The 12,596-nt window shown below is 47.4% G+C and carries 16 protein-coding genes, 1 other RNA gene and 1 riboswitch; of the genes, 16 read left to right on the plus strand and 1 reads right to left on the minus strand.

What is annotated here, in order from left to right:
• The first annotated feature begins 269 nt into the window (after positions 1-269).
• The gene (locus OCU21_RS06610) at positions 270-899 is read left to right on the plus strand and encodes a class I SAM-dependent methyltransferase (protein WP_261806648.1); all 630 of its coding nucleotides are present in this window, start codon (positions 270-272) and stop codon (positions 897-899) included.
• A 42-nt stretch (positions 900-941) separates the two neighbouring features.
• Here the strand turns inward: OCU21_RS06610 and OCU21_RS06615 are convergent, their stop codons facing one another.
• Positions 942-1,697, minus strand: coding sequence for a PucR family transcriptional regulator (locus tag OCU21_RS06615; protein ID WP_261806649.1), 756 nt, complete (start codon positions 1,695-1,697; stop codon positions 942-944).
• A gap of 298 nt (positions 1,698-1,995) precedes the next feature.
• Here OCU21_RS06615 and tadA point away from each other — a divergent pair, with 298 nt between their 5' ends.
• The 15 genes from tadA (at position 1,996) to rimI (ending at position 12,595) form a co-directional block, all read left to right on the plus strand.
• Complete coding sequence (gene tadA, locus OCU21_RS06620; RefSeq protein ID WP_261806650.1) at positions 1,996-2,535, plus strand: tRNA adenosine(34) deaminase TadA; 540 nt, start codon at positions 1,996-1,998, stop codon at positions 2,533-2,535.
• Between the two features lie 187 nt (positions 2,536-2,722).
• Positions 2,723-2,821, plus strand: an RNA gene (ffs, locus tag OCU21_RS06625) — signal recognition particle sRNA small type.
• A gap of 244 nt (positions 2,822-3,065) precedes the next feature.
• Complete coding sequence (dnaX, locus tag OCU21_RS06630) at positions 3,066-4,817, plus strand: DNA polymerase III subunit gamma/tau (RefSeq protein ID WP_261806651.1); 1,752 nt, start codon at positions 3,066-3,068, stop codon at positions 4,815-4,817.
• An 81-nt stretch (positions 4,818-4,898) separates the two neighbouring features.
• Complete coding sequence (locus tag OCU21_RS06635; RefSeq protein ID WP_261806710.1) at positions 4,899-5,207, plus strand: YbaB/EbfC family nucleoid-associated protein; 309 nt, start codon at positions 4,899-4,901, stop codon at positions 5,205-5,207.
• Between the two features lie 13 nt (positions 5,208-5,220).
• A complete protein-coding gene (gene recR / locus OCU21_RS06640; protein ID WP_261806652.1) occupies positions 5,221-5,817 on the plus strand; it encodes a recombination mediator RecR in 597 nt (198 codons plus the stop codon).
• On the plus strand, positions 5,814-6,056 hold the full coding sequence (locus tag OCU21_RS06645) for a DUF2508 family protein (protein WP_261806653.1): 243 nt from the start codon (positions 5,814-5,816) through the stop codon (positions 6,054-6,056). Before recR ends, OCU21_RS06645 begins: the two co-directional genes overlap by 4 nt.
• 86 nt (positions 6,057-6,142) lie before the next feature.
• Entirely contained in the window at positions 6,143-6,769 is a 627-nt protein-coding gene (tmk, locus tag OCU21_RS06650) for a dTMP kinase (RefSeq protein ID WP_261806654.1), read from the plus strand.
• Positions 6,770-6,782: 13 nt separating this feature from the next.
• A complete protein-coding gene (gene darA / locus OCU21_RS06655) occupies positions 6,783-7,112 on the plus strand; it encodes a cyclic di-AMP receptor DarA (RefSeq protein ID WP_261806655.1) in 330 nt (109 codons plus the stop codon).
• Positions 7,113-7,153: 41 nt separating this feature from the next.
• The gene (locus OCU21_RS06660) at positions 7,154-8,116 is read left to right on the plus strand and encodes a DNA polymerase III delta subunit-related protein (protein WP_444979783.1); all 963 of its coding nucleotides are present in this window, start codon (positions 7,154-7,156) and stop codon (positions 8,114-8,116) included.
• A complete protein-coding gene (locus OCU21_RS06665) occupies positions 8,113-8,463 on the plus strand; it encodes a DNA replication initiation control protein YabA (protein ID WP_261806657.1) in 351 nt (116 codons plus the stop codon). The genes OCU21_RS06660 and OCU21_RS06665 overlap by 4 nt, the downstream gene beginning before the upstream one ends.
• Positions 8,464-8,477: 14 nt before the next feature.
• Positions 8,478-9,365, plus strand: coding sequence for a 16S rRNA (cytidine(1402)-2'-O)-methyltransferase (gene rsmI, locus OCU21_RS06670; RefSeq protein ID WP_261806658.1), 888 nt, complete (start codon positions 8,478-8,480; stop codon positions 9,363-9,365).
• A 204-nt stretch (positions 9,366-9,569) separates the two neighbouring features.
• Positions 9,570-10,313 carry an acyl-[acyl-carrier-protein] thioesterase gene (locus OCU21_RS06675; protein ID WP_261806659.1) on the plus strand — a complete coding sequence of 248 codons (744 nt, stop codon included), beginning with the start codon at positions 9,570-9,572 and terminating at the stop codon, positions 10,311-10,313.
• 114 nt (positions 10,314-10,427) lie between these two features.
• Positions 10,428-10,526, plus strand: a riboswitch (THF riboswitch).
• Between the two features lie 31 nt (positions 10,527-10,557).
• Positions 10,558-11,097: a folate family ECF transporter S component gene (locus tag OCU21_RS06680; RefSeq protein WP_261806660.1), complete on the plus strand. Its 540-nt coding sequence runs from the start codon at positions 10,558-10,560 to the stop codon at positions 11,095-11,097.
• A gap of 159 nt (positions 11,098-11,256) precedes the next feature.
• A complete protein-coding gene (gene tsaB / locus OCU21_RS06685) occupies positions 11,257-12,042 on the plus strand; it encodes a tRNA (adenosine(37)-N6)-threonylcarbamoyltransferase complex dimerization subunit type 1 TsaB (RefSeq protein WP_261806661.1) in 786 nt (261 codons plus the stop codon).
• The gene (gene rimI, locus OCU21_RS06690) at positions 12,017-12,595 is read left to right on the plus strand and encodes a ribosomal protein S18-alanine N-acetyltransferase (RefSeq protein WP_261806662.1); all 579 of its coding nucleotides are present in this window, start codon (positions 12,017-12,019) and stop codon (positions 12,593-12,595) included. Before tsaB ends, rimI begins: the two co-directional genes overlap by 26 nt.
• Position 12,596 lies beyond the last annotated feature (1 nt).

Below are 12,596 nucleotides of genomic sequence, written 5' to 3' on the forward strand. Positions count from 1 at the left end.
TTCGGCGGGTTTCCGAAAAGCTTCAAGTCGTGCCCGCAGCGTTCCACCACCCCCAGCCCGACCTGGAGCCCCACCACGCTTGCCATCCACCAACACCCCGCGCATGATAGACACGTGCTCGGAAGCAACCCGGACTGGCTCTCACTCTTTTTTTCATAAATTTCGTTGAAAGGGGAATCTGTGGACAAATCCACTAGCAAAGCTGGCGGGAATCCATGCTATAATTAGCAAAGCATCTTGAATCAATGAGAGAGAAATGGGGTAACCAGATGGCTAATCAATATTTTGAGAACGATCCGGAGTTGGATCATCAACGGGAAACATTTGACTTCACATTACTGGGACAGTCATTGCAATTGACCACTGATCGCGGGGTTTTCTCGCGCGCGCGAGTTGATTACGGTACCGTCGCATTATTAACGAGTAGCGCCGAATTGCTCCAGACGTTGGCCCAAACTCACCCTAACTTTACTTGCCTTGATCTAGGTTGTGGCTATGGTCCAGTGGGGATCAGTATTGCCAAGGCCTACCCACAAGCTCAGGTGACCATGGTCGATGTCAATCAACGCGCGTTGGCTCTCGCCGAAGAGAACGCGCAGGCTAATCAGGTGAGTGCTCAAGTACAGATCAAGGCGAGCCAAGGTTACTCAGCCTTAACTGATCAACGTTTTGATTTGATTTTGACCAATCCCCCTGTTCGGGCCGGTAAAAAAGTGGTTTCCGAATTTTTAGCTTTGGGACAAGAACATTTACAACCAACTGGTCAATTATTAGCCGTTTTGCAAAAAAAACAGGGTGCACCCTCGGCCTTGAAATTATTGCAACAAAAATATCCCGTTGCTCAAGTTCGGCATCGGGATAAAGGCTATTATATCTTGCAGGCTCAAAATCAAGATTGATCGTTGGGGGAGTTAGCACAAGGTCGGTGCTAAAGCTTTTGTTCAATCATTGAACGCGGTGATCAATAAATAGCAGAGAACCAGATCGTCCATCTGTTTTAAGTTTAGATTGGTGGCCTCATAGAAACGTTCAAGCCGATATTGCAGGGTATTACGGTGCAAGAACAGCTTTTTGGCGGCCGAGCTCAAGTTGCCGGCGCTTTGGTAAAGGGCGATCACCACATCTTTGATCTCTGCGTCTTGATTCAAGATCGTATTGAGTTGTTGCGCCAAGGGTGATTTTCGTAATTGCGGACGGGCGTAATAATCAAGCGCAAGCGTGGCCAGACTACTGACCGAGGACGTTGATTTGGCGAAAACAGCTTGTTCTTCATTGAAAATAGCAGCCAGTTGTTCATCGACCGGCCAGTAGTTGCCTATGAAGGCTTGTGCTTTGACCATAAAGTCACTTTCGATCGTTTGCAGAATGCTTTCTAATTCCACTAGCGTCAAAGTCTCGGGACCATTTGCTTGGACGATGATCAATGTGTTTTCATTTAAATAAAAATTTGTGATCAAATGACTGAACAAGTCGGCGATCGCCTGGGCAAACTCGCGCCGATCATTGGTGTCTTGGACGGTGGTGCGGAATTGGATCAAACGCACAGTTTTAGCGGACACTTTCGGAAGGATCGTTGATTGTTGCGTCAGGAACTGATACCAAGGATTACTTTGATCAGCGGCGATGAAGTTCTGATCGCTGAGGTTTTGCAGGATCAGCGTACTGGTATTGTTTAGTTCCTTTTTATTGATAGCCAACCAGTTGCCTGCAAAAGACCATGCTCGTTCTTGGCTGGTCGCTTCCTGGGGGCCTTTAAGCGTACGTGCTTTAGGAAAAGTATTTTTGAGACGCATGATCAGGTCGAGTGGTTCGTTCATAAGATGGCGCGAAAACTGGGTAATTTGATTACCTTAGGATCCGCTGATCTCCTTCCGACAAGTTGATTGGCTACTGGAGTAACTGGGTTTGACCCAAGTTTAGGATAGGTGGTCATCGAGATAGCTTGAGATTGATATAGTTTAGTGTAACATTTTTTTCGAGAAAGGACGAGATGGGTTGATCAGTTTAGTAGCGCTAACGGCGGCGCAAAAAGAACGATATATGGCAGTGGCGCTCGCTGAAGCTAAAAAGGCCGCTGCTTTAGGAGAAGTCCCGATCGGTGCGGTGATCGAATTGGATGGGCAGATCATTGCTCAAGCCCATAATTTAAGAGAGACCAGCCAAGATGCGACGGATCACGCGGAGACCATGGCGATCCGTCAGGCTTGTCAAACGATCGGCAGCTGGCGGTTGGAGCGCTGCCGGCTCTTTGTGACCTTAGAACCTTGTCCCATGTGTGCCGGTGCGATCATCAATAGTCGCATCGCCGAAGTTTATTACGGGGCTCCAGATCCTAAAGCAGGCGCTGCCGGAACTTTAGTCGATCTTTTGCGAGATACACGGTTCAATCACCAACCATTAGTTTTCCCGGATGTGGAGAAGCAGGCTGCCCAGGAACTCCTACAGCAGTTTTTTCGCGCGATTCGTCAACGTCAGAAGATGGCCAAACGACACCGGCAAGAACAGGCCAGGCCGGATCCATCCAAGCCGGACTGAAACTCGTTGTTTGCTAGTCGTGCTGCGCACAACTGACTTCTGCGCTTAGCTACACAAGGATTCCGGAAGCAAGGTGCGCTTCCATAATCCTTGTTAGGTTAATGCTCAAAGTCAACCCGTTGTGCGCAGCACTCTTTTCCAATAAAGTGCTGGCTTTTTTTCTTCTAATTCGTTACAATAGTAAGTGCCGAAAGGCTGAGGCAATGGCTCACCTGCAAATCGTGTCAGGTCCGGAAGGAAGCAGCACTAAGCTTGCTGGGTCATGTGCCTTATTTTTTTGTACTTTTTTTAAAAATATGTGTGGATTTTTTGGGGATCATGGTATTTGATGCCCATTTTTGATAAAGTAAAGTCATGTTGTTTGGTGATCGACTTTAGATCATTGTTTTTATTGCAAAATGTTGGTTAAATACATACTGTTCAGCTATTGAATTTCTCAACGTGGTTTGCCTAAGTGTGTTAAGGTTAAGCCATGATCTGGCTGGGCAGTCAGAAATCAGTTTGATAAAAATGATATAGAAGGAGTTAATATGGCATATCAAGCACTTTATCGAGTTTGGCGGCCACAGACGTTTGCGGGGGTCATTGGCCAGAAAATCGTGACGCAAACACTCCAAAATGCAATCATTACCGATCAGATCAGTCACGCTTACTTATTTGCGGGACCTCGTGGCACCGGAAAAACCTCTTGCGCGAAGATTTTTGCTAAGGCGGTCAACTGCTTACATCCGGTCAACGGCGAGCCGTGCAATCAGTGTCAGATCTGTCAGGCAATCAATGAGAATCGATTGACGGATGTGATCGAGATCGATGCGGCTTCAAACAATGGTGTGGATGAGATCCGCGATATTCGGGATAAAGTCAAATACCCGCCGACAGAAGCCAAATATAAAGTTTATATCATTGATGAAGTCCATATGTTATCCACAGGTGCTTTCAACGCGCTTTTGAAAACACTAGAAGAACCGCCTGCTCATGTGATCTTTATTTTGGCGACAACGGAATTACAGAAGGTCCCAGCGACGATCATTTCGCGGACCCAACACTTTTCTTTTCGGCGGATCGTGGCAGCAGACTTAACTGAGCAAATGGTCAAGATCCTTGATGAAAAGCAGATCACTTATGATCCTGAGGCGTTAGATGTGATCAGCCGGGCGGCAGATGGCGGAATGCGGGATGCTTTGAGTATCCTTGATCAGGTGCTGTCGTTTGGTCAAGATCACGTTTCTTTAGAAAATGCGCTCGAAGTGACCGGAGACGCCAGTGATCAACAATTGGCGCAATATTTATTAGCGATCTTCAAGAATGATTTGGATCAGGCGTTACAAACGATCACGACGTTATTTATGAATGGACGGGCCGCGTCTCGTTTGATCGAAGGGCTGATCGCTTTGTTGCGTAATCTCTTGCTACAAAAAAGTAGTCCAGAGTTATTACAAACTCTAGATTATCGTCCGCTACCAGCTGACTTGTTGCCCTTTGCAACCGAAGTGACGAATGAACGGCTTTATCGAATGATCGATCAGGCTAATGAAACTTTACTGCAATTGCGGACCAGTGCGCACAGTGATTTGTTTTTGGAGGTCTTGACAGTTCGTTTTGTGACCGGAACGCAAGCAACAGATCCGGTCACACCAGTAGCCGAGGAAGCTGAGCCGGCGGAAAATCAGGTAACGGGTTTACGCGCGCAAGTGAAGGATCTAGCGGCGACAGTGGCACGGCTGGAAGAAACAGCAAAGAACAGCAATGGCCCTAGCCCTGATCGTCCAAGAAAGGCCAGCCCAACACCACGGCGGGCCGCGATCCGGATCGACCATGATGCTGTTGATCGAGTCTTGAGTAAGGCGACTCGGCGTGACTTAGATGCGGTCCAAGAGGTTTGGCCGGATATGTTGAGTAAATTATCGCCAGCCAAACGAGCGATGATGCAGGTCGCTAAACCAGTAGCGGCAAGTTCCGAAGCGATCGTTGTGGCCTTTACTTACGCTTTTACGCTTAAGACGGCTAATGGTGATCAAGAATTGCAGACGGATCTAAAAAATGAACTGAATCATTTTATGGCTAACAATGCTGATATCGTTTTGGTCGAGGAAGCGCAGTGGCCGCAATTACGGAAAACATATTTGCAGCAGCACCGGGTGCAAAAACGGACTGTGCCGGCGCCAACATCAGTGTCATCGTCTGATAAGCAGCCTGCTGAGCAGTCAGCAGCGCCGACTTCCGTAGTGGATCAGGCGCAGGCTTTGTTCGGTGAACAGATCGTCAAGGTCCAACCAGACTAGTCTGGGATGATTCTGTTAAAATAAGGGTAAGTCGTGTGGATCGATCATTAAAAAAATAAAAAAAAGAAAGAGGTTTTTATGATGCGGGGAAATCCAGGAAATATGGCCGGTATGATGAAGAAAATGCAAAAATTACAAAAGGAAATGCAGGCGGCCCAGAGCCAATTGGAAGTGGCTGAATTCACTGGCAAAGCGGCCAATGATTACGTCACGATCACGATGAATGGCAAACGCGAGGTCAAGGACCTTCAAATCAAACCAGAAGTGATCGATCCAGATGATCCGGATATGTTGCAGGATCTGCTGATCGAAGCGCTAAATAATGTGTTACAGACGATCGATCAGCAGACTGAACAGACAATGGGTAAATATACCCGTGGCTTAATGTAAGGTGTGATCAAGAATGCAGTATCCAGAAGCAATCGCCAAATTGATCGACAGTTATATGAAATTACCTGGGATCGGTAGTAAGTCAGCGACGCGATTGGCCTTTTACACCATTGATATGGATGAAGAGACGGTCAAGCAGTTTGCGGAAAGTTTGTTAAAGGCCAAAGAGGATTTACATTATTGCAGTATCTGCGGCAATATTACCGATGTGGACCCTTGCGAGATCTGTCGTGATCCTAACCGGGATCAGTCGCAGATCCTTGTCGTTGAGCAGCCTAAGGACATTATGGCACTGGAAAAAATGCACGATTATCAGGGTCGTTATCATGTTTTGCATGGTGTGCTTTCACCAATGGATGGTCAAGGACCAGAAGATCTTAATATTGCTTCACTGATCAAACGATTGCAAAATAGTGAGGTCAATGAAGTGATCGTCGCCACGAACGCGTCGCCAGAAGGTGAAGCTACCGCAATGTACTTGGCACGTTTGATCAAACCAGCGGGGATCAAAGTCACCCGGTTGGCCCATGGTCTTTCTGTCGGCTCAGATATTGAATACGCTGACGAAATGACCCTACAACGAGCGGTTGAAGGGCGGCGGGAGCTGTGAGTCTATTTAAGCCAAAATATAAATTGCGCCATGAAGGTGACCAGCTCTTGCGTGATGAATTGGATCAAGTCCAAGACCAATTACAGCGACTTCAAAAGGCAGCTACTCAGGGGCTGGAAGATCCGATCCAGTTTGTTGATAGTATCAAGATCCAGCAGGCTAAATTCAATTTACTGTATCACGAGGCTCGTTATCGTGGGACCAAGGCTAAAACTTTACGGACAGTGGTCACCCGATAGTTTTGACCGTAGTCAGTTACAAAATTGGTGAATTAAAAATGAACGAAAAAAGCAGTTTTACTGTACAATGAAGGTAGAGGAGTCAAATGGCAGGATTTTTTATTTCGTTTGAGGGACCTGACGGCGCTGGAAAATCAACAGTGATCCAACGATTGGTCGAACCACTGATCAAGGCAACCGGTCAGGAAGTGATCGTGACTCGGGAGCCAGGTGGTAGCGCGATCGCCGAACAGATCCGACATATTATTCTTGATGTGGCGAACACAGAAATGGATGATTGGACTGAAGCATTGCTGTTTGCTGCATCACGGCGGCAACATTTAGTGGAGGTCGTTGAGCCAGCGTTGGCTGCGAATAAGATCGTTTTGTGCGATCGGTTCGTCGACAGCTCCATCGCCTATCAAGGTGGTGGCCACCAGTTGGGAATGGCGAAAGTCGCGGCTTTGAACGATTTCGCGATCCAAGGACATTATCCTGATTTGACTTTATACCTCGATGTTCCGGTAGAAGTAGGTCTGCGGCGTGTTCAGAAGTTAGGCGCGGGCTTCGATCGCTTGGAGGGGCAACAACTGGCCTTCCACGAACGAGTGCGTGCAACTTATCAGCAACTACTAAAATCACAATCAGCGCGGATGGTCCAAGTAGATGCCAGCCAACCAGCAGCAACGGTCGTGGCTACTTGCTTAGATGTGATCCAGCAGCGCTACAATTAAAGGAGGAATTATCATGAAATTGATTCTTGCGATCGTTCAGGATAAAGATGCTAATATCCTGAGCAATGAATTTATTGATGCCAATATTCGTGCGACTAAATTATCGACGACCGGCGGTTTCTTACGTTCTGGCAATACGACCTTTATCGTGGGTGTTGAGGATGATCGCGTTGAGGAAGTGCTGGAGATCATCAAACGGACTTCTCACGCGCGGCAACAATTTATGACACCACCAGCTAATTTGGATCCAATGGGCGATAGTTCGATGCCTTATCCGATCGAAGTCCAAGTCGGCGGCGCCACTGTCTTTGTGATGCCAGTTGACCAATTCCATCATTTCTAAGCGCTCGACGGATGGAAAAAACGACACTGACAGAGATCAAAATGCATTTCAAGGATTTGATTGCAACGGATCGGTTGAGCCATGCCTATTTGTTTGCTGAACCGGTCAATGCTGGCGCACTGGATCTGGCCCAGTGGGTGGCTGAGCGTCTTTTTTGTCAGGATTTGACTGCTACTGGCGATCCTTGTCAGCAATGCGCAGAATGCCAACGGATCCAAACGGGAAATAATCCAGATTACTTGGTCGTTCAAACAGAAACACAATCGATCGGTGTCGACGATGTGCGCAACCTGAAACAAGAATTGAGTAAAAGTGGATTGACTGGTCAGCGAGTGTTTGTGATCGCAGATGCAGATAAAATGACCTTGCCGGCAGCCAATTCATTACTTAAATTTTTGGAAGAACCGGTCAGTCAAGTGCTGATTATTTTGACGACCACCCGATTGGCCCAAATCTTACCGACGATCCGTTCACGGGTGCAAACAGTATTATTACCGGCGCCTGAATTGGCAACGCGGACGGCGGCATTGGCAGCAATGGGTCTTACGACAGAACAAAGTCAGGTATTGAGCCAGACCCCGCTAACGACCGCAGAGATCGAAGAATTACATGAGCAAGATGCGTTGGCGCCGGCATTGACAGCTTTTTGGCAGTGGTACCAAAGCCTAGTCCAAGGATCAGCAATGGCGTTTGTGCTCGTGCAAAGTACGATCTTACCCTTGTTTAAGGCCAAGGCGATGCGGCGTTTACTAGAAGAACTGTTAGTGCTGACTTTTAGTGACCTGTTTACGACCAAGTTCCAGTTAGGGACAGCGCTGAAATGGCCGCAGAAATCAGCGGCCCAGCAAGAATTAGCGCCACAGGTATCCTCGACGCAAGTCACCCAGGAATTGGCGCAGGTCTTACAGGTCAAGCAGCAATTAGACGCTAATGTTAGCTTTCAAAATACATTGGAGCAGTTATCATTACAACTAATTTTGATAAAAGAGGGAAATTTTAAATGAATCAACATGATCCTTTTACTGATTTTCAGCGTTTGTCAACCGAGGCTGATAACTTAGCGCGCGATTTGGCGGAATTTCGTCAGGAGCTGAATCGCGTGTTGGAGCAAAATGCGGAATTGATGATCGAGAACAAGCATCTAAGAGGGCGGCTGAATGAGTTGGCACCGTCGACTGAGACTGCGCCGCAACCGGAAATGTTACCTTCACGGCGAAATCTTGAAAAACTTTATGATGCGGGCTATCACATCTGCAATATGATGTATGGCGCACGGCGGGAGAACAATGAACCCTGCGCTTTTTGTACAAATATCATTTATGGCAATAATAAAAGTCGCCATAAAAAATAAAAGGGGGCCGTCCTTTGCGGATTCAGAATAGTTTTGAACCGACGGATAAGGGGACCCTTTTTTTGGTGCCCACACCGATCGGAAATCTTGATGATATGACTTTTCGCGCGGTCAAGACCTTGCAAGCGGTAGATCTGATCGCGGCCGAAGATACACGCAACACTGGTAAATTATTGGCCCATTTTGGGATCAAAACGCCACAGATCAGTTTTCACGAGCATAATACACAACAGCGACTGCCCGAATTGATTGCAAAAATGACGGCAGGGGTCTCGATTGCTCAGGTTTCTGATGCTGGATTGCCGTCCATTTCAGATCCTGGGCAAGAACTGGTCCAGGCGGCGATTGCGGCGGAGATCGCCGTGGTGCCGCTACCAGGTGCCAGTGCGGGGATCACTGCATTGATCGCCTCAGGGTTAGTGCCACAACCCTTTTATTTTTATGGTTTTTTACCGCGAAAGAAAAAGGAACTCAAAATAGCACTAGCACGATTGGTCCAACGACAGGAAACTATGATCTTGTATGAATCGCCGCATCATTTACGGCGAACGTTGGCTGATCTGGCCACGGTCTTTGCCTCTGATCAAGCAATCGTTTTAGGTCGAGAATTGACCAAATTGCACGAATCGTTTGAACGTGGGACCTTGGCTGAATTACAGGCTTGGTATAGCGAGCATGAGCCTCGTGGTGAGTATGTCCTGTTGTTGGCCGCTATGCCAGAATTACCGCGGCAGGGATCGGGACCACTTTCAACAGCTGACTTGAAAGCGGCCGTTGAAGGTTTGATCGCCGGTGGGCAAAAACCAAATCAAGCGATCAAACAAGTCGCCCAGGAGCAAGGTTTATCGCGGCAGACCGTTTATCAACGTTATCATGACTTGACGCAAGCGGTTGACGATTAAAGCCGGGTGTTCGTCACAAGAGACTTGGCGGTCGTTATTGCACTGACTGAGCCGATGATCTTAGTGTTAAGGGTTAAGGATAGAATGATAACGGTAGCTCAGTCTCAGAAAAAAAGTGAACAGCTCAGTGATCATGCCAACTGTGTTTTGCTTGCAGGAAGCGCCAAATTAAATAAAAATATGGTTTAAGGGGAAGTAGAATCTATGACCTATTACGCAGAAGAATTTACAGTACCTTTCTATGAATGTGATCCGGCTGGGTCGATGCATCTCTCAGCGGCGATGAATCATCTTGTTTTGGCCTCAGAACGACAGCTGGCGGCTCAGGGCTTAGGTCCTGATGATATGAACCGGCTGGCGTTAGGTTGGGTGACAACGGAGTATTTGATCAATATCACGCGTTTACCGAAGCAACATGAAGTGATCGAGGCTCGGACTGAAGTGACTCAATATAATAAATTCTTTTGCTATCGGAATTATTGGTTGTTTGACCAAGCGGGCAATGAACTGGTCGGAGTTCGGAGCACTTGGGTAGTCATGAGTTTGACCGAGCGGCGGATGATCAAGATGCCTGCGGAATTGACCAGTAAATATGATGCGCCATTTTCAAAGCAAGTTCTTGGGCTGCCACATTTGCCAAAATTGGCGTGGACTGAGTTACAAACGACTAAAGATTATCAGGTGCGGTATTTTGATATCGATTCCAATCGCCATGTTAATAATGCGCATTACTTTGACTGGATGTTGGATACTTTAGGAGCAGACTTTTTGCAGACCCACCGTCCTCAAGAAATGTTGATCCGTTATGAGCACGAGGTCCGCTATGGTGATCTGATCCAAAGTCAGCTCCAAAATGAAAACGATCAAACGTTGACGGCGTTCACGACTCACCATCGTATTTTGAATGGGACTGAAGTGGCGGCGGAAGCTCAAGTTCGTTGGCATTGAGTGAGTTTCATGTGTGTTGCTGTTCACTTGTTTTGAGACGAACTTAACTGATTTTTCGGATCAAGAAGCAAGATACTTGCAGTTGTACCAAAAAAACAGTAATATTTTTCTATATTCGGAGTAGGCGGCTAAGCGTTAAGTGCTGATGGAACGGAATGTGAACATCGGACGAAGATCAGGATCGATCGCGGTTTGGCTGCCGCATTCGCCGCTTTGGTGGCGCTCCAACAGGGGAGTGTTCAGAATGGAAAAAACAACAGGGCATGGCCTATCCATGCAACGATTAGTTTTCTTAGCGGTCTTAATTGCGGTGCAATTAGTGTTAGGCCGTTTTTCTTTTGGGACTAATTATTTGAAAGTCACGCTGACTTTTGTGGTGGCTGCCTTGATCGGCTATTGGTATGGTCCTTTTTATGCGGCAGTTGCCAGTGGCGTCAGTGATTTAGTCGGCGCGATCTTGTTTCCCAACGGTCCTTTTAATCCGGCTTTTACGTTAGTCGCGATTTTTAGTGGTTTTGTGTTTGGCTGGTTATTGGATCAACGAAAAATGCCACAGGTCAAGTGGAACCGAGTGCTGTTAACGGCTGTGATCATTAATTTGATCAGCAATTTGGCCTTCAATACGTTGATCATCCATTTGATGTATCGGGCGTCATTTTGGCCATTGTTTTGGCTCCGATTGCCCAAAGAGTTGCTGATGATCCCCATCTATTTTGTAGGTATCTATTTCATTTTGCAGATGGTCGAGCGTTTGCGACTCAATGAGCGGCTTGGTGATCGGTAAGAATGGTAGCAGCAAGGTGTTAGCGTCAGAAAACGCATTGAGATGACTCAGTGCGTTTTTTGCTGTTTGAATAGCTCAGCAGTCGTGGTAGTTTCCGGGTGAGTACGTCCTGATCAAGGTCACGATCGAGGCAACATTCGGCCCAAGAATGTGTTAAACTTGAAACAGATATTTTTTCAGAAAGCAGAGGCGTTTTTTGTGCTGACTTTAGCATTAGATACATCCAATACACCGTTAAGTGTGGCCGTGATCCAAGACCAGCAACCTTTGGCACTGATCCAAACAGCCAAGGCAAGAAATCATAGCGCGACCTTGATGCCAGCGATCGATCAAGCACTGAATTTTGCAGCGGTGAAGCTCACTGATATCGATCAGTTCATCGTCGCCGCAGGACCGGGCTCTTATACCGGCGTTAGGATCGCGATCACCACGGCTAAAATGCTGGCCTGGACCTTAAAGAAGCCGTTGTATCAAGTGTCAAGTTTGGCGGCATTGACGACGACTTGGCGTTCGGTCATGCCAGCACCTTTATTGGTGCCTCTGATCGACGCGCGTCGTAATTGCTTTTTCGCCGGGTTTTATCAATGGCGAGAGAATGGTGAGTTACAACAGCGGCAAGCGGATCAATATTTGGCAGCAGAACAGATCGTGGCCAGTGTAGACCGATTGCGAGCGCCGAATCAAACGATCGTCATCAATGGACAGTTGACCGTTGAGCAACAGCAATGGTGGCGACAAGCCTGGCCCCAGGCGCAAGTAACGATCGCCACTGGTTTAGCCACGATGCCGGTAGCGACTGAATTTGGGCGATTAGTGACCGCGAAACAATTGGTAACAGATCTTGACCACTTTGCGCCAAATTATTTGCGGCCCACTGAAGCGGAAGCAAACTGGCTCAAAGAACATCCAGGTGAGGCACATGAAAACTTTGTTGAACAAGTTTAAGCAGTTTTTTCATCCGATCTCGGCAACGACAGCAATGAGTGTGCCGTCTTTGCCAGTGACTTGGCTATCTGGGGCGGTCAGCTTGACCCTGCGCCCCTTGGTCGTCGCCGATTTGAATCAAGCGCTGGCGATCGAGCGGGACGTTTATGATGGCAAGACGCCTTGGGATCGTTTGGTTTTTATGAATGAATTATCCCGTCAGCAGGATCGACTTTATTTAGGTTTATTTACGGCTGACGATCTTTTGGTGGGTTTTATTGGCGCTTGGTTTTCCAACAATGAGACTCATGTCACCAATATCGCTTTACGCCGTTCTTGGCAACAGCAAGGCTGGGGACAGCGGCTGATGGGCTATTTGATCGCGGTGGCCAGTGCGCGGGGGTGTCGCATCATGACGCTTGAGGCTAGGGTCGATAATAAAAATGCCTTGGCTTTGTATCGACGTTTAGGCTTTCGTGATGTGCGGATCCGTAAAAATTATTATGAACAAGAACAAGCGGACGCGGTTTCAATGCGTCTCGAACTAAATTCAATAACCAAAAAGAATGCTTGAT

It is taken from the genome of Lapidilactobacillus luobeiensis (genome assembly GCF_024345205.1).
Classification (GTDB): domain Bacteria; phylum Bacillota; class Bacilli; order Lactobacillales; family Lactobacillaceae; genus Lapidilactobacillus; species Lapidilactobacillus luobeiensis.